Annotated in this window: 18 protein-coding genes; 14 read left to right on the top strand and 4 right to left on the bottom strand. The window is 71.1% G+C overall.

What is annotated here, in order from left to right:
* Window positions 1-7 precede the first annotated feature (7 nt).
* From grpE to ACGF3C_RS03940, 4 genes are all read left to right on the top strand, one after another.
* A complete protein-coding gene (grpE, locus tag ACGF3C_RS03955; protein WP_355004657.1) occupies window positions 8-763 on the top strand; it encodes a nucleotide exchange factor GrpE in 756 nt (251 codons plus the stop codon).
* A gap of 85 nt (window positions 764-848) precedes the next feature.
* Window positions 849-2,033 (top strand): molecular chaperone DnaJ, encoded by a 1,185-nt coding sequence (gene dnaJ, locus ACGF3C_RS03950; RefSeq protein ID WP_393218515.1) that lies wholly within the window; start codon window positions 849-851, stop codon window positions 2,031-2,033.
* A 30-nt stretch (window positions 2,034-2,063) separates the two neighbouring features.
* Window positions 2,064-2,504 (top strand): heat shock protein transcriptional repressor HspR, encoded by a 441-nt coding sequence (locus ACGF3C_RS03945; protein ID WP_030332087.1) that lies wholly within the window; start codon window positions 2,064-2,066, stop codon window positions 2,502-2,504.
* A gap of 137 nt (window positions 2,505-2,641) precedes the next feature.
* Window positions 2,642-2,836, top strand: coding sequence for a hypothetical protein (locus ACGF3C_RS03940; RefSeq protein WP_393218512.1), 195 nt, complete (start codon window positions 2,642-2,644; stop codon window positions 2,834-2,836).
* 203 nt (window positions 2,837-3,039) lie between these two features.
* On the opposite strand, the gene ACGF3C_RS03935 is transcribed toward ACGF3C_RS03940, so the two are convergent.
* Window positions 3,040-3,471, bottom strand: a complete 432-nt coding sequence (locus ACGF3C_RS03935; RefSeq protein WP_355004660.1) for a hypothetical protein — start codon at window positions 3,469-3,471, stop codon at window positions 3,040-3,042.
* 172 nt (window positions 3,472-3,643) lie between these two features.
* On the opposite strand from ACGF3C_RS03935, the gene ACGF3C_RS03930 reads away from it, so the two are divergent.
* Complete coding sequence (locus ACGF3C_RS03930) at window positions 3,644-4,102, top strand: GNAT family N-acetyltransferase (RefSeq protein WP_357231138.1); 459 nt, start codon at window positions 3,644-3,646, stop codon at window positions 4,100-4,102.
* On the opposite strand, the gene ACGF3C_RS03925 is transcribed toward ACGF3C_RS03930, so the two are convergent.
* The 3 genes from ACGF3C_RS03925 to ACGF3C_RS03915 all read right to left on the bottom strand — a co-directional run bounded on the left by ACGF3C_RS03925 (window position 4,091) and on the right by ACGF3C_RS03915 (window position 7,122).
* On the bottom strand, window positions 4,091-5,305 hold the full coding sequence (locus ACGF3C_RS03925; protein ID WP_357231141.1) for a cation:proton antiporter: 1,215 nt from the start codon (window positions 5,303-5,305) through the stop codon (window positions 4,091-4,093). The two genes, ACGF3C_RS03930 and ACGF3C_RS03925, sit on opposite strands and share 12 nt — an antisense overlap.
* 5 nt (window positions 5,306-5,310) lie before the next feature.
* On the bottom strand, window positions 5,311-5,811 hold the full coding sequence (locus ACGF3C_RS03920; protein WP_124815967.1) for a cation:proton antiporter regulatory subunit: 501 nt from the start codon (window positions 5,809-5,811) through the stop codon (window positions 5,311-5,313).
* Window positions 5,812-5,985: 174 nt separating this feature from the next.
* Window positions 5,986-7,122: an epoxide hydrolase family protein gene (locus ACGF3C_RS03915; protein WP_393218507.1), complete on the bottom strand. Its 1,137-nt coding sequence runs from the start codon at window positions 7,120-7,122 to the stop codon at window positions 5,986-5,988.
* 86 nt (window positions 7,123-7,208) lie between these two features.
* On the opposite strand from ACGF3C_RS03915, the gene ACGF3C_RS03910 reads away from it, so the two are divergent.
* From ACGF3C_RS03910 to ACGF3C_RS03870, 9 genes are all read left to right on the top strand, one after another.
* Window positions 7,209-7,853 (top strand): helix-turn-helix domain-containing protein, encoded by a 645-nt coding sequence (locus ACGF3C_RS03910; RefSeq protein WP_357231148.1) that lies wholly within the window; start codon window positions 7,209-7,211, stop codon window positions 7,851-7,853.
* An 85-nt stretch (window positions 7,854-7,938) separates the two neighbouring features.
* Window positions 7,939-10,530 (top strand): ATP-dependent chaperone ClpB, encoded by a 2,592-nt coding sequence (gene clpB, locus ACGF3C_RS03905; protein ID WP_393218504.1) that lies wholly within the window; start codon window positions 7,939-7,941, stop codon window positions 10,528-10,530.
* Window positions 10,531-10,707: 177 nt separating this feature from the next.
* A complete protein-coding gene (locus ACGF3C_RS03900) occupies window positions 10,708-11,334 on the top strand; it encodes a DUF4178 domain-containing protein (protein WP_357225830.1) in 627 nt (208 codons plus the stop codon).
* 1 nt (window position 11,335) lies between these two features.
* On the top strand, window positions 11,336-11,848 hold the full coding sequence (locus ACGF3C_RS03895; RefSeq protein WP_393218500.1) for a DUF2617 family protein: 513 nt from the start codon (window positions 11,336-11,338) through the stop codon (window positions 11,846-11,848).
* Window positions 11,845-12,270, top strand: a complete 426-nt coding sequence (locus ACGF3C_RS03890) for a DUF4247 domain-containing protein (protein ID WP_393218497.1) — start codon at window positions 11,845-11,847, stop codon at window positions 12,268-12,270. The genes ACGF3C_RS03895 and ACGF3C_RS03890 overlap by 4 nt, the downstream gene beginning before the upstream one ends.
* Window positions 12,271-12,303: 33 nt before the next feature.
* Entirely contained in the window at window positions 12,304-13,875 is a 1,572-nt protein-coding gene (locus ACGF3C_RS03885) for a polyamine aminopropyltransferase (protein ID WP_357198249.1), read from the top strand.
* 112 nt (window positions 13,876-13,987) lie between these two features.
* Window positions 13,988-14,368 carry a hypothetical protein gene (locus tag ACGF3C_RS03880; protein WP_357225846.1) on the top strand — a complete coding sequence of 127 codons (381 nt, stop codon included), beginning with the start codon at window positions 13,988-13,990 and terminating at the stop codon, window positions 14,366-14,368.
* A gap of 69 nt (window positions 14,369-14,437) precedes the next feature.
* The gene (locus ACGF3C_RS03875) at window positions 14,438-15,292 is read left to right on the top strand and encodes a hypothetical protein (protein WP_393218494.1); all 855 of its coding nucleotides are present in this window, start codon (window positions 14,438-14,440) and stop codon (window positions 15,290-15,292) included.
* Window positions 15,293-15,374: 82 nt separating this feature from the next.
* Window positions 15,375-15,956 (top strand): DUF4178 domain-containing protein, encoded by a 582-nt coding sequence (locus tag ACGF3C_RS03870; RefSeq protein ID WP_393218491.1) that lies wholly within the window; start codon window positions 15,375-15,377, stop codon window positions 15,954-15,956.
* Window positions 15,957-15,982 lie beyond the last annotated feature (26 nt).

The raw sequence follows: 15,982 nt of genomic DNA, 5'->3' as shown, positions 1-15,982 counted from the left end.
TAGCCGCATGACGCAGAAGCCACGAGCCGCCGACCCGGGCGACACCGGGTCGACGCCGGGTGGCTCCGCGACCACGGAGCCGACCGGCGACGGGGAGCGGGTCGTCATCCGCAACAACCGTAAGCTCGTCGACACCGCCGAGCCGGAGGGGACCGCCGCGGACGCGGAGACCGGTGTGCCGGCCGAGGGTCTGGTCGAGGACGCCGAGGTCGTGGTCGATGAGATCGAGGTCGAGGTCAACTCCACCGACGGGCCGGAGCCGTCCGGTCCGGCGGTGGTGGACGCCCCGGCGCAGCCGGTGGACGGTGGCCGCGCGGGCACCTCGCTCGGCGCCGAGCTGGAGGCACTACGGGCCGAGCTGGACGAGCGGACCAGGGATCTCCAGCGGGTGTCGGCGGAGTACGCCAACTACCGCAAGCGGGTCGACCGGGACCGCAGCCTCGTGCAGGAGCAGGCGACCGGCTCGGTGCTGGCCGCGCTGCTGCCGATCCTGGACGACCTGGACCGGGCCCGGGAACACGGCGACCTGGTCGGGCCGTTCGGCACGGTGGCGGAACAGCTCACCACCGCGCTGGGCAAGTTCGGTCTGAACGCCTTCGGCGAGCAGGGCGACCCGTTCGATCCGACCCGGCACGAGGCGGTCGCGCACCAGACGTCGGCCGACGTCAGCGAGCCGACCTGCGTACAGGTCATGCGACGCGGCTACCAGCTCGGTGAGCGGCTGCTGCGCCCCGCGCTGGTCGCGGTCGCGGATCCGGAATAGTGCCAGACAGTGAGCAGGCCGTCCCGCCCACCGCCCAGCGGTGGGCGGGACGGCCGGGCCACCAGGGTCGGAAGGAGGTGGACCGGTGAGTTCGAAAGACTGGATCGAGAAGGACTTCTACGCCGTGCTCGGCGTGGACAAGGCCGCCTCCGCGGATGACATCAAGAAGGCCTACCGCAAGGTGGCCCGGGAGTCGCACCCGGACCACAACCCGGGCGACCCGAAGGCCGAGGAGCGATTCAAGGCCGCGTCCGAGGCGTACAACGTGCTGTCGGACAGCGGCCGCCGTCGCGAGTACGACGAGATGCGTTCCCTCTTCGGCTCGGGCGCGTTCCGGCGCAACGCCAGGGGTGGGGGTCAGCCGGGCGGCATGCCGTTCGACGTCTCCGACATGTTCGGTGGCGGCGGAGGCGGCGGCGATCGTCGCTTCGGTGGCGCCGGCTTCCAGGACCTGTTCAGCTCGATCTTCAGCGGAGGTCAGGCCGGTGGGCAGGCCGCGCCACGCGGTCCGGCCCGTGGTCGAAACGTGGAGACCGAGGTGGCGCTGGACTTCGGCGACGCCGTGCGCGGGGTGACGCTGCCCCTGACGTTGCGCGCGCCGGGAGTCTGCGACACCTGCCACGGCAACGGGGCGAAACCCGGCACCCAGCCGCGTACCTGCCCGGTCTGTCATGGTGCCGGCGTGACCACCCGCGACCAGGGGTCGTTCAGCTTCTCCGAGCCGTGCCGCAACTGCCAGGGCGTCGGCACGGTGGTCGAGGAGAAGTGCCCGGAGTGCCACGGCAGCGGCGGTGTCACAAAGACCCGCACCATGAACGTGCGCTTCCCCGCCGGTGTGGCCGACGGTCAACGCATCCGGCTGGCCGGGCGCGGTGAGCCGGGCGAGCGCGGTGGCCCGGCGGGTGACCTCTTCGTACAGGTCAAGGTTCGGCCGGACGAGCTGTTCGGGCGTACCGGGGACGACCTGACGCTGACCGTGCCGGTCACCTTCGCGGAGGCCGTGCTCGGCACGGACCTGCGGGTGCCCACGCTCGACGGGGCGGTGACCCTGCGGGTGCCGCCGGGGACGCCGAGCGGTCGGGTGCTGCGGGCCCGGGGCAAGGGTGTGGTCCGCCGCGACGGGCAGGCCGGTGACCTGCTGGTAACGCTGGATGTGGTGGTGCCGGCCCGGTTGTCCGACGAGGCGCGCACGGCGCTGGAGTCGTTCGCCGAGCAGACCCCGCCGGCGGCCCGGGAACATCTCGACGCGCGGGTGCGTCGAGTCAGTTAGTCCGGTGGAACGGACGCGGAGGTGAGCGGGATGTCGGGCGAGTTCCTCGGTTCGGGCGACCCTGCCTACGAGGCCAAGGTGTTGATGATCTCGGTGGCGGCTCGGATGGCGGGGATGCATCCGCAGACCCTGCGCCAGTACGACCGACTGGGGCTCGTGCAGCCCGGCCGAGCTGCTGGTGGCGGGCGTCGCTACAGCGTCCGCGACGTCGTGCTGTTGCGCGAGGTGCAGCGGCTCAGTCAGGACGACGGGATCAACCTGGCCGGCGTCAAGCGGATCATCGGGCTGGAGCGGCTGCTGGAGCAGGCGCAGCAGCGGGTGGCCCGGCTGGAGGCTGAGCTGGACGCCGCGTACCGCCGGGTGGCGGAGCTGGAGTCGCTGGCCCGCTTCCCGGGCCGGGATCTGGTGCCGACGAACCGCACGTCCACCGCCCTGGTGGTGTGGCGCCCCCGCCGTACACCCGATCGCTGAGCTGCCGCTCACCCCGGATCTGTCTTCTCGGCCCGGACCGCGCCGGATTCCCGGCGCGGTCCGGGCCGCTTCGGTTAGCCTGTCGATAAGGGTCCAATCGGCTTAATCTGGACCTACCGGCATGGCGAGGGGGAGCGATGGCGGAACAGGCGAAGAAGGTGGCCCAGCAGACCGAGGACCGGTTGGAGAACCTGGCCGAAACCGTCCGCAAGAAGTTCGACAAGGTGACCGAGGGGACCTACCGGGACCGGATCATCGCGGGCCGGTTCGCCGAAAACGGCGACCACACCGGCGAACGGGGCCAAGCCGAAACGGACCGCAAGCAGGACTGACCGGTAACCGACGTGCGGGCCGGGACCCACGGGGGGTCCCGGCCCGCACGCACGCCACACACCACGCCCCGCCCCCCGCGCCCCCGCGCCCCCCGCGCAATTCCGCGATCTTGCAGTTTGGGATGACGGAATGTCTAGCTTCGCGCAATAGGTCGGAACAGAAAGTGCAAGATCGGCGAAAGAAACGGCGCGAATCCGGTAGTTCAGCCGAGGCGGCGGTTCTCGCGGACCAGGCCGCCCTCGCACCAGTCTCGGTAGACGAAGAGGTCCGGTCTGGCCAACAGCACCCGGCCGTTGTGCGCCCAGACCTTCATCAGCTCGTCGCCGTCACGCTCGGCCTGTTCGACGAGCTTGCGGAAGCGGCGCTTGGGATGGGCGCGGAAGTTCGTCCGGATGCCGTCGGCCGCGTAGATGTAGAGGCAGTGCAGCGCGAACCGTCGGGCCGGGCAGGTTGAATCCATCGCTAACTCGAAGAGTGTCAACACCAGCCGGTCGCCGGAGACCAGCAGGTCCCAGTCCGGTGGCATCGACGCCAACGGCACTGAATCGGGCTTGTACGCCCAAGCTCGCAACTCCGCCGGAGTCGGATCGACGGGGTTGGCAAAGCCGTGGAACGTCGACTCCTGCACGCTCACCGGCTGACCTTCCGCTCTCGCCCGCGTTTGGCAACGCTGCCTGCGGACCCTGGCTGCTGGGGCGAAACGGTAACCCGCCGTCGGGTGCTGCGGTAGTACCCGCGAGGAGCAATTCCGCAACCGTTGGCATGGGCGGGTCGGTTGCATCGATGACGCAGCCGATGATGTCCCCATGACCATCCACGTACGACAGTTACAGCGAGGCGCCGAGGCCGAGTTCGTCACGGGGCTGGAGTGGCTTTTCGCCCCTCCCGGTGGCCGTCCCGGGGATTGGGACCGGGATCGTGCCGTCGAGCGGACCGCGCAATTGCTCGCCCACGAAGACGTCGCACTCTTCGCGGCGCGATCGGGTGAAGGTCAGGTGGTCGGTGTGGCCAGCGTCTACGTGGACATCCTCTCGGTGCGCTTCGGCCGTCGGGCTTCGATCGAGGACCTCGCTGTGCACCCTGAGTGGCGCTCCCGGGGTGTCGGCTCCAGCCTCCTGACGGCGGCCAGGGCATGGGCGCACGAACACGGTGCCGACTACGTCTTCCTGGAGTCCGGCCTCGCCCGGACCGAGGCGCACCGCTTCTACCTTCGCGAGGGTGCGACCCACGCGGCCGCGGCGTTCAGGTGGACCTCAGTGCAGTGAGTCGATGACCGGGGCCTGCCCCCGCCGCTGCGCCGCCGCGCGGTTGCGCAGCCACCGCTTGAACCACGGGAAGTCCGGCAGCCGGGCCAGGATCGGCCCGGTCACCACGGTGATCAGGACGTACGTCGCGGCCAGCGCTGCCAACCGCGGCTCGACGCTCCCGGCGGCCACCGCGAGACCGGCGATGACGATGGAGAACTCGCCTCGGGGTACGAGTGCCAGACCGGTCCGCCATCGGCCGGGTTCGGCGATGCCGACCCGACGGGCGGCGAGGTAACCGGTGGCCGTCTTCGTCGCCATGGTGATCACGGCCAGCGCGAGCGCCGGCAGCAGCACCGGCGGAATGTCCTGCGGGTCGGTGGTCAGGCCGAAGAAGACGAAGAACACCGCGGCGAACAGGTCCCGCAGGGGCGAGAGCAACTCGGTGGCGTGGTGCGCCACCGGGCCGGAGAGCGCGATGCCGACGAGGAACGCGCCGACCGCCGCCGACACCTGGAGCGACGCGGCGATGCCAGCGATCAGCAACGTCAGACCGAGTACGCCGAGCAGCAGCGCCTCGGGGTCCTTCGCCGACAGGGCGGACGAGATCAGGTGGCCGTACCGGATGGCGACCACCAGCACGATCAGCACAGTGCCCACCGCGACGGTGAGCGCGATCCCGCCGCCGAGCAGGCCGGTGCCGGCCAGTACGGCGGTGACGAGCGGCAGGTAGAGCGCCATCGCCAGGTCCTCGATGACAAGCACCGAGAGGATCACCGGGGTTTCCCGGTTACCGAGCCGGCCCAGGTCGGCGAGGACCTTGGCGATCACCCCGGAGGAGGAGACCCAGGTGATGCCGCCGAGCACCAGGGCGGCGACCCAGTCCCAGCCGAGCAGCAGGGCGAAGGCCGCGCCGGGCAGCGCGTTGAACACGCCGTCGATCAGCCCGGCCGGGGCTGCCGAGCGGAGGTTGCCGACCAGTTCGTTGGCCGAGTACTCCAGGCCGAGCATCACCAGCAGCAGGATGACGCCGATCTCGGCGCCGACCGCGAAGAACTCCTCGCTGGCGGCGAGCGGAAGTAGCCCGCCGTGCCCGAACGCGAGCCCGGCGAGCAGGTAGAGGGGAATGGGCGAGAGGCCGAAGCGCCGGCTCAGCCGGCCGAGGAGGCCAAGCAGCAACAGCAGCGCACCGACTTCGATGAGCAGCGTGGTGAAATCGTGCATCCGCCTCAGCCGTCCGGGTCACTGTCGGCGAGGATGGCGGACACACCGTCGAGACCTCTGCGGGTCCCGACGACGACCACCACGTCGCCGGCTGCGAAGCGGAAGGAGGGGAGTGGCGAGACGATCACTTCGCCTTCGCGCAGCACCGCCACGATGGAGGCGCTGGTGCGGGTACGCGCCTTGGTGTCGCCGAGCTTCCGGTTGACGTACGGAGAGCCGGCCGTGATGGCGATCTGCTCGGTGAGCAGACCGGCGGCCTGCTCGCGGAGCCCGGAGAGTTGACCGAGCATCAGCGACGCGCCGAGGATGTCGGCCAGAGCCTCAGCCTCGTCGTCCGTGAGCGGAATGTCCGCCTGGCAGGCATCGGGGTCGTCGGGATCGTAGAGAACGAGATCACGCCGGCCATTGCGATGGGAGACGACGCCCAGGCGGCGTCCGGACTCCGTCACCAGATCGTGACGTACCCCGATCCCGGGTAGGGCGGTCTGCTCGACACGTACTCGCACCAGCCAAGGCTACCGCTTGATGAACAATCCGCAGATCTTGGACGGCCACCGGTCGTCAGACCAGGCCCTGCGCAGCTCATCGGGCGTGATCGACTCGGCTTTCCTGAAGTCGCGGTGTCCTGGTGGTCCGGACACCCCGACTTCAAGGAACCCGAGTCGATCAAGCGCTGGCGGTCAGCGGAGGCTGGCGAAGAACTCGCGGATGTCGGTGACCAGCACCTCGGGGGCCTGGTGGGCCGCGTAGTGACCGCCGACGTCGCCCCGGCCCTCGATGTCGGTGTCGTACGCCGTCCACCGGACGATGTTCGAGTGGTCCCGGTCGGCGAACGGGCGGATGGACTGGAAGTCCCCGGGGAACATGGCCAGCGCGGTCGGGGCGGTGGTCGGCTCGGTCGGCGGCTCGCCGGCGTGCGCGTCCTCCCAGTAGAGCCGCATCGCCGAGGCCGCCGTGCCGGTGAACCAGTAGAGCGCCACGTTGGCCAGGATGAAGTCGGCGTCCAGGCTCTCGTCGAAGAGTTGGGCGTTCCAGGCGAGCAGCCCCACCGGCGAGTCGGCCAACCCGAACGCCAGGGTCTGCGGCTGCTGACTGTGCACCTGGTTGAAGGAGAACTTGTTCTCGTAGAACCACTGGAGGTGTCCGAGCGCCGCCTGGTCCGCCTCGGAGAGCCCGGCGAACTCGGCCGGGTCGCCCGAGGGGAACGAGAAGAGCTGGGTGACGTGTACGCCGAGCACGTGCTCCCGGTCGGTCCGGCCCAACTCCGGCGCGATCATCGATCCGGCGTCGTTGCCGACCGCGCCGTAGCTGTCGTACCCCAGGCGGTTCATCAGCTCGGCCCAGGCGCGGGCGATGCGGAACCGGTTCCAGCCGGCGTTGCGGGTCGGGCCGGAGAAGCCGAAGCCGGGCAACGACGGGACGACCACGTGGAAGGCCGGCGCGTCCGGGTCGGTCGGCTCGGTGAGCGGGGCGATCACGTCGAGGTATTCCAGCACCGAGCCGGGCCAGCCGTGGGTGAGCACCAGCGCGGTGGCGTCGGGCCGGGACGACCGGACGTGCAGGAAGTGGATCCGCTCGCCGTCGATCTCGGTGACGAACTGCGGGTGAGCGTTCAGGCGGGCCTCGACGGCGCGCCAGTCGAACCCGCCCCGCCACCTGTCGACGAGGGCCCGCACCCGGTCGTTGCTCACCCCGTACGAGTCACCCGCGCCGGGCAGTTCGACGGGCCAGAGGGTGCGGTCCAGCCGGGCGGCCAGGTCGTCGAGGGCGGTTTGCGGGATCTCGGCGCGGAACGGGTGGACAGCTGTGTCACTCATGCCGGAACTCCTTTTGGAACGGAATGTTTCGTTCTGCAATCACCATAGCAGAGCGGAACGATCCGTTCCACTGTTAGTCTGAACCCATGTCAACGACGTCCGGCAAGACCCTCGGCGGTCGCCGCGCCCAGGCCGCCCGCAACGACGAGGTCATCCTCGAAGCCGCCCGCGCCGTCTTCCTCGACGACCCGAAGGCCCCGATCGCCGCCGTCGCCGAGCGCGCCGGCGTCGGCATCAGCGCCCTCTACCGGCGGTACGCGGGCAAGGAGGACCTGCTGCGCCAGCTCTGCCACGACGGGCTGCGCCGGTACGTCGCGGAGGCGGAGACCGCCCTCGCCGAGCCGGACGACTGGGCCGCGTTCACCGGTTTCCTGGCCCGGGTGGTCGACGCCGACGTGCACTCGCTCACCGTCCACCTGGCCGGCACCTTCACCCCGACCGAGGAGATGGGTCGGGACGCGGTGCGCGCCGGTGAGTTGGCCACCGCGCTGGTCGACCGGGCCCACGCGAGCGGGCGGCTGCGCCCCGACGCGGTCGTCCACGATCTGGGGTTGTTGTTGGAGGCGTGCGCCGCGGTCCGCGTACCCGATCCGGAGCGGACCCGCCAGCTGCGCCGTCGCCAGCTCGCGGTCCTGGTGGCGGGCCTGTCGTCGGTGCCGGACGAGGGCCCGCTGCCCGGCCCGGCCCCGGCGGCCGGGGAGTTCGACTGGCGGTGGCGACGCCGGGAGTGATGGGCGTCACGCGCTAAGGTTGAGCGGAATACGCTCAACTCTGGTTGTGTCCAACCCAGTGGACAACGCCGATCCGGGGGAGCCCATGAACACCGAAAGACTCACCACCAAGAGCCGCGAAACCATCACGGGCGCTGTGGCACTGGCCAACCAGCGTGGCCACGCCACGGTGGAGCCCTGGCACCTGCTCCTGTCACTCCTGGACACCGACGGCTCGACCGCCACCGGGCTGCTGCGCGCCGTCGGGGCCGACCCGACCGAGCTGCGCCAGGCCGCCCAGCGCGCGGCCGACAACCTGCCGGCCGCCCGCGGCTCCAGCATCGCCGAGCCGACGTTGGCTCGGGAGTTTGTCAACGCCATCGGCGCCGCCGAGCAGATCGCCCGGCCGCTGGGCGACGAGTACACGTCCACCGAGCACCTGCTCGCCGGCCTGGCCCGGGTGGGTGGGGCGGTGTCCGGCGCGCTGAAGACCGTCGGTGCCACCGAGGAGGCCCTGGTCGCCGCCTTCCCGACCGTGCGCGGTGGGGACCGTCGGGTCACCACCGCCGACCCGGAGCAGACCTACCAGGCCCTGACCAAGTACGGCGTCGACCTCACCGCCAGCGCCCGCGACGGCAAGATCGACCCGGTCATCGGCCGGGACTCCGAGATCCGTCGGGTCATCCAGGTGCTGTCCCGGCGTACCAAGAACAACCCGGTGCTGATCGGCGAGCCCGGCGTCGGCAAGACCGCGATCGTCGAGGGCCTGGCCCAGCGGATCGTCACCGGCGACGTGCCCGAGTCACTCCGCGACAAGAAGCTGATCTCGCTGGACCTCGGCGCGATGGTCGCCGGCGCGCAGTACCGTGGCCAGTTCGAGGAGCGACTGAAGTCCGTCCTGGAGGAGATCAAGAACTCCAACGGGCAGGTCATCACGTTCCTCGACGAACTGCACACTGTCGTCGGCGCCGGCAAGGGCGAGGGCTCGATGGACGCCGGCAACATGCTCAAGCCGATGCTGGCCCGTGGTGAGCTGCGGATGGTGGGCGCCACCACGCTCGACGAGTACCGCGAGCACATCGAGAAGGACCCGGCGCTGGAGCGCCGTTTCCAGCCGGTGCTGGTCGGTGAGCCGACCATCGAGGACACCATCGGCATCCTGCGTGGGCTCAAGGAGCGCTACGAGGTGCACCACGGCGTACGGATCACCGACGCCGCGCTGGTGGCTGCCGCGACGCTGTCCGACCGTTACATCACCGACCGGTTCCTGCCGGACAAGGCGATCGACCTGGTCGACGAGTCCGCGTCCCGGCTCCGGATGGAGATCGACTCGCGTCCGGTCGAGGTGGACGAGATCGAGCGGGCCGTCCGCCGGTTGGAGATCGAGGAGATGGCCCTGGCCAAGGAGCCGGACGCCGCCTCGGCCGAGCGGTTGGAGCGGCTCCGCAAGGAGTTGGCCGACAAGCGCGAGCAGCTCACAGTGCTCTCCGAGCGCTGGCAGACGGAGAAGAGCCACATCACCAAGCTCTCCACGGCGAAGGAGGAGCTGGAACGCCTCGGCGGTGAGGCCGAGCGGGCCGAGCGCGACGGCGAGCTGGAACGCGCCGCCGAGCTGCGCTACGGCCGGATTCCCGCCCTGAAGGTCGAGCTGAAGCAGGCCGCGGAGGAGCTGGCTGAGCTCCAGGCCGACGGCGCGATGCTGAAGGAGGAGGTCGGCGCGGACGACATCGCCGCCGTGGTCGCCTCCTGGACCGGCATCCCCGCCGGCCGCCTGCTGGAGGGTGAGACGGCCAAGCTGCTGCGGATGGAGGAGTCGCTGGGCGGCCGGGTGGTCGGCCAGACCGAAGCGGTCGGCGCCGTCTCCGACGCGGTACGCCGTGCCCGGGCCGGTATCGCCGACCCGGACCGCCCGACCGGCAGCTTCCTCTTCCTCGGCCCCACCGGCGTCGGCAAGACCGAGCTGGCCAAGGCCCTCGCCGAGTTCCTCTTCGACGACGAGCGGGCCATGGTCCGCATCGACATGAGCGAGTACGGCGAGAAGCACTCGGTAGCCCGCCTGGTCGGTGCCCCACCCGGCTACGTCGGTTACAACGAGGGCGGTCAGCTCACCGAGGCGGTGCGCCGACGGCCGTACTCGGTGGTGCTGCTGGACGAGGTGGAGAAGGCTCACCCGGACGTCTTCGACGTGCTGCTCCAGGTGCTCGACGACGGCCGGCTCACCGACGGCCAGGGCCGCACCGTGGACTTCCGTAACGCGATCCTGATCCTCACGTCCAACCTCGGGTCGTCGGTGATCAGCGACCTGACGCTCGCCGACGAGCAGCGCCGCGAGGGCGTGCTGGCCGTGGTCCGGTCGCACTTCAAGCCGGAGTTCCTCAACCGTCTGGACGACATGGTGGTCTTCGCCTCGCTGCGGGGAGATGACCTGCGCTCCATCGTCGACATCCAGTTGCACCGGATGCGGCGGCGGTTGGCCGATCGCCGGCTGGGTCTGGAGATCACCGATGCCGCTCGGAACTGGCTGGCCGAGCACGGCTACGACCCGATCTACGGTGCGCGACCGCTCCGTCGTCTGGTCCAGACCGCGATCGGCGACCAACTCGCCAGGGCCCTGCTCTCCGGGACGATCCGAGACGGCGACACCGTCAAGGTCGAGCTGGCCGACGCGAAGGAAGGGTTGGCCGTCACCGCCGCCTGATCCGTCGCACCCGGGCCGATCCCGCCTCGCAGGCGGGGTCGGCCCGACCCGTTCTCCGCCCCCGACGGCGCCCCACCGGGACGCTCCGTAGCTGCCAGATCACCAGACAATGATGAATTTCTCCAGGTGCGCGGGGTTGTTACCGTTCCCGCCGACGCACTTGGGGAGGTGGTCGGCATGAACGGTCCCGTGGCGTACCTGGTGACGACGTTGGGGTGTCTGATCGGAGTCGCCGGGGTCGTGGTTGCGGTGGTGGCGCTGCGCAAGGGCCGTAAGGCCGCCCGGCCGGCGGCACCCGCGGACCCGTTCCGGGACACCGACAGCGACGCGCTCCGGGGCGACCCGCGCAGGCTCAAGCCCGGCGACATCGTCGAGATCCGCCGGGTGTCGTACGCGGTCCGGGGCTCGGTGCATCTGGATGAGGGCGGCTGGAGCTGGGCCGAGCACCTGCTGGACACCGCCGAGGGCGACAAGCGCTGGCTCTCCGTGGAGGAGGACCCCGACCTGGAGCTGGTGCTCTGGACCGTCGAGCCGGCCGCCACGATCACCCCGGGTGCGTCCGCGCTCGACTTTGCCGGCCGCCGCTACGCCCTGGAGGAGTCCGGCCAGGCCCGCTTCACGGCCACCGGCAGCACCGGCCTCGACCCCAGTGGCACCCTTCGATACCACGACTACCGGGCCCCTGGCGGCGAACGGCTCTCCTTCGAGGCGTACGGCCAGGCCGGCTGGGAGGTCGCCCGGGGCGAGCAGTTGCACCGCGCCGACGTGATGGTCTACCCGCAGGCCGGGCCGGAGGCCAGCTGAGGTGCTGGTGAGCCTCCACACCCCGTACGTCGACACCTGCGCCGCCGACCTGAGCCTGGCACTCGGCGGCCCGGAGCGTCCCGCGCTGCACGTCCGCGACCTCACGCTGCCCGGGGACGTCCGGCTACGGCTGCGCCTGCTCGGTGCGTCCCACCAGGTCGTGCTGGCCGAACCCGGCGGTGCGGCCGAACTCACCGAGACGGTCGCCTGCCTACCGGGCCGGCCGCCGCACCTACCCGACGCCCTGCACGACGAAGCGGGCGGCTACCGCTTCACCGCCACCGTGCTGCGCCCCGCCGACGGTGAGTTGCACACCCGGATCGCCAGGCTCCGCGCCGACCTGGCCGACGACCCGTACGCCCTGGTCGGAGTCTTTCCGGGCGACCCGGACGCGGTCACCGCGCTGGCCGTGCGCACCGACCTGCCGCACGGAACGGTCGGCTGGCGTACCTGGCACGCGTACCCCCAGACCAACGAGCTGGTCCTGACCGAGACGGTGGTGGCACTGCGATGACGTACCGACGCTGGTTCGTGGTGGGCGTGGCAGCGGCCGTGGTCGGCGCGCTGGTCGCGGCCTTCGCCCTCGTCAACGGCACCTTCTCCCCGCGCGCCTACGTGCAGGACAGGTATTCGCGAGCGGCCAGCCGGGACATCGGCCGGGAAGCGACCGCGTACACCTCGTCGAAGTCACCGACCGCCGTCGCCAAGGAACTGACCGACGCGTGGAATCCGTCCGACCGGTACGCCGACGGCAGCGGCGTCTACCTGCGCTACGACGACGACTCGGTGGTGATCCTGCCGATCGCCGCAGGCTCGGTGATCCTGCTCGAAGACATGGACACCGCTCACCCCCGCTACCACTCGACCGTCGGGTCGTACTGGGGTTGGGGACGCGGTAACAGCGTTCGGGGCGGCGGCCCCGGCACCGGCAAGTAGCCCGACGCCTGACCCCATCACCTGGAGCCCTCCGTGCAGAACCTCGTCACCGAGGCCCGGCCGCACTGGCGGCTGGCCCGCGCGGCGGTGCTGGTCGCGGTCTTCGTCTGCGCCGCCTGCGGGCTGGTCTACGAGCTGGCCCTTGTCGCGCTCGGCAGCTACCTGATCGGCGACACCGTCGGGCAGGCGTCGATCGTGCTCGGCGTGATGGTCTTCGCGATGGGCGTCGGCGCACTGGTCGCGAAGCCGTTGCAGCCCCGGGCCGCCGCAGCGTTCGCGGTGATCGAACTGACCCTGGCCCTGCTCGGTGGCCTGTCCGTGCTCGGCCTCTACGCCGCCTTCGCCTGGCTCGACCTGTACGGCCCGGCGTTGGTCGCCACCGCCTTCGTGCTGGGCCTGCTGATCGGCGCGGAGATTCCGCTGCTGATGGTGATGTTGCAGCGCATCCGCGAGCAGGCCGCCGGCAGTGCGGTGGCCGACCTGTTCGCCGCCGACTACGTCGGCGCGCTGCTCGGCGGGCTCGCCTTCCCGTTCCTGTTGATCCCCGTCTTCGGCCAGCTCAAGGGTGCCCTGGTGGTCGGCGCGGTGAACGCGGTGGCCGGTCTCGCCCTGGTCTGCACGGTGTTCCGGAGAGAGCTGAGCCGCCGCGCCCGGCTCGTCCTCGGCGCCGGCTCCGTCGTGGTCGCGCTCTGCCTGGGGTACGCCTGGGTGACCGCCGCCGACTTCGAGGTGACCGCCCGGCAGCAGCTCTACCGGGACCCCGTCGTGTACGCCGAACGCTCCCGTTACCAGGAGATCGTGCTGACCAGGTCGGTGCGGGAGGTCGGCCACGCCGACACCGACCTCCGGCTGTTCCTCAACGGTGATCTTCAGTTCAGCTCGGTGGACGAGTACCGCTACCACGAGGCGCTGGTGCATCCGGCGATGCGAGGTCCACGCGGCGACGTACTGGTTCTCGGTGCCGGCGACGGCCTCGCCGTCCGGGAGATCCTGCGGTACCCGGACGTCCGCCGGGTGACAGTTGTCGACCTCGACCCGGCGGTGGTGGCGCTGGCCAGCACCGTGCCGCAGCTGCGGGCGCTCAACGGCGGCTCGCTCGACGACCCCCGGGTACGGGTGGTGAACACTGACGCGTTCGGCTGGCTGCGTACCGCCGCCGAGCGCTTCGACGTCGTGGTCGCCGACCTGCCCGACCCGGACGAGACGGCCACGGCCAAGCTCTACACCGTCGAGTTCTACGCGCTGATCAGGTCGGTGCTCGCCGAGCGGGGACGGCTGGTGGTGCAGTCCGGCTCGCCGTACTTCGCGCCCCGCTCCTACTGGTCGATCGACGCGTCGGTGCGGGAAGCCGGCTTCGCCACAGTGCCGTACCACGTCGACGTGCCGTCCTTCGGCGACTGGGGTTTCCTGCTCGCCACGGCGGGAACCGCCCCGCCGGTGCTGGAACTGCCGGCCGACGCTCCCCGGCTGCGTTTCCTCGACCCGGGCGTGCTGCGGGCCGCGGCGGCCTTTCCCGCCGACCGCGCCCGCCTGGACGTGCCCCCCAGCACCCTCCTCCAACCGAGGGTCCTCGACTACGCCCGCACCGAGTGGCGCGGCTACTGACCCGCACCACCTGGCGCCCGAACAGGCGGCCGTGTCAGGAGAGTCTCCGCTCATGGCACAAACCTCGTGATCAACGGGGTGGAGTGGGGCCGGACGGGGAAAGGGTGGAGGCATGTTTGGAAAGCGGAAGGCTTGGGAGCGCGAATTGGGCGCCGCCGTCGACGAGTTGGTGGCCGCTGAGACGCTCGCCTTTGGTGGGGTGGGGATCGCGGGCACCCTGTTGCCGGTGACCGAGGCGTACCACCGGGTCGAGGCCGCCCTCAGCGACCACCCCGATGAGGTACGCCGCCAGCTCGACCGGGTGCTGGCCGACGGCACACCCGCCGGCCGGGCGTACGCGGCCACGCTGCTGGAGCGGATCGACCCGGAGACGGCCCGAGCGACGTGGACGTCGCTGCGGGACGATCCGAGCGAGTTGACCACCTTCGTCGGCTGCGTGATGGACCGGGAAACCCTCGGCACCTACGCCAGTCGGCGGCTCGCCGCAGCATGATCTATTCGCCGGTCGGCGCTGCCCGATCGGTTCTGCCGGTTGCTGACGACGCACCGTACGTTGCGAGCCATGAGCCCGCCCGCCACCGCGCCGCGTCCGCCCCGCCCGGCCACCGTGACCATCGCCTTCTGGCTGCAACTGGCCGTGGTGCTGGTGCTGCTCGGCCTGGCCGCGCTGACGGTGGCCGAGGCGGTGCGCTTCGATGGCCAGATCGACCGCGCGGTACGACTGGTGCCGGACGCCGACCCGGAGGAGGTGGCCGGCGAGCGGCAGGGCAACGCCGTGATGACGCTGATCCTCGGCGTGCCGGCGGTGTTGCTCGCGGTCTGGTTTTCGGCCACCGCCGTCCCGGTCCGGCGGGGCGCCAACGTCGCGCGGATCCTGGTCTTCGTGGCCAGTGGAGCGCAGTTGCTGGTCTGCTTCGGGCAGTGCTGCTCCGGAGGTTTTCTCGTGCCGCTGCTGACCATGCCGGAGATCGGCGACGAACCGCCACCGGACTGGGACGAGGAGTGGGAGACCTCGACGTTCTACGACACGTTGTACGCCGGCACCGATCCCTGGGAGGACCTGCTCTTCCCGGCGGCAGGGCTGGGTGTGCTCACCGTTCTTGTCCTCTCCGCAGCCGTGACCCTGCTGCTGGCGCTGCCGCCGGCGAACCGCTGGTTCGTGCCGCGTACCGCGAACGAGGCGCTTCCCGGGCCGGCCTGGGTGATGCCCGTCCCCACCTACGCCCCGACCGGTTACGGATACCCGACAGCTCCGCTCGTGCCGGGCTTCCTGCCGCCGAACCAGCCGCTCCCACCCGGCTACCTGATCTGCCCCGACCCGGCAGCGCACCTGACGCCGGGAGCACCGGGCGCCTCACCAGGGCCGACGGGACCGCCGGTGCCGCCTCCGGAGGACGCACCCGACCACAATCGTTAGCTGAGCTGTCGGCCACAGCGCGGGTCGTCCGGGTGCCGACGGTTGTTACCGTCTGCGCCGACGTACCTGGGGAGGTGGTCGAGTGGACGCGCTGGTGACGTGCCTGGTGGCGGCTGTTGCCGTACTAGCGGTGGTCGTGGTCGTCGTGCGGGCCCGCCGACGGCCGACGGGCCGGCCTCTCGGCCAGCCGGCGGAGCCGCCGCACGGTGGCCCGCTCCGCCGGCTGGCTCCGGGTGACAGCGTGCGGATCCGCGAGCGGGAGTACGCGGTGAGTGCCACGATCCGCCTGGTCGAGGGCGACTGGAGTTGGGTGCAGCACCTCCTCGACGACGACTCCGGCACCCGCCACCGGCTCTCCGTGGAGGACGGCCCCGAACTCGAGCTGGTCTTCTGGACCCCGGAGCCGGGCGCCACCGTCACCCCGGGCGCCCCGACCATCGAACTCGGCAGGCGGCGCTACACCTGGGCCGAGACCGGGCAGGCGCGTTACACCGCGACCGGAGAGACCGAGTTGCCGTCGACCGGGACGATGCGCTACCACGACTACCAGTCCGGTGGCAGCGCGCGGCTGTCCTTCGAGGCGTACGGCGAAGAGGGCTGGCGGGTCGCCCGCGGTGACCTGCTCGACCCCGCCGACCTGACAATCCGCCCGCCCCGGGCCTGAGGCCTGCCGAGCCGGGCCGGGCGGAC

The sequence above is a fragment of the Micromonospora sp. NPDC047762 genome (assembly GCF_043204655.1).
Taxonomy (GTDB): Bacteria; Actinomycetota; Actinomycetes; order Mycobacteriales; family Micromonosporaceae; genus Micromonospora.
This window is presented reverse-complemented; position numbering and strand designations above follow the sequence as displayed.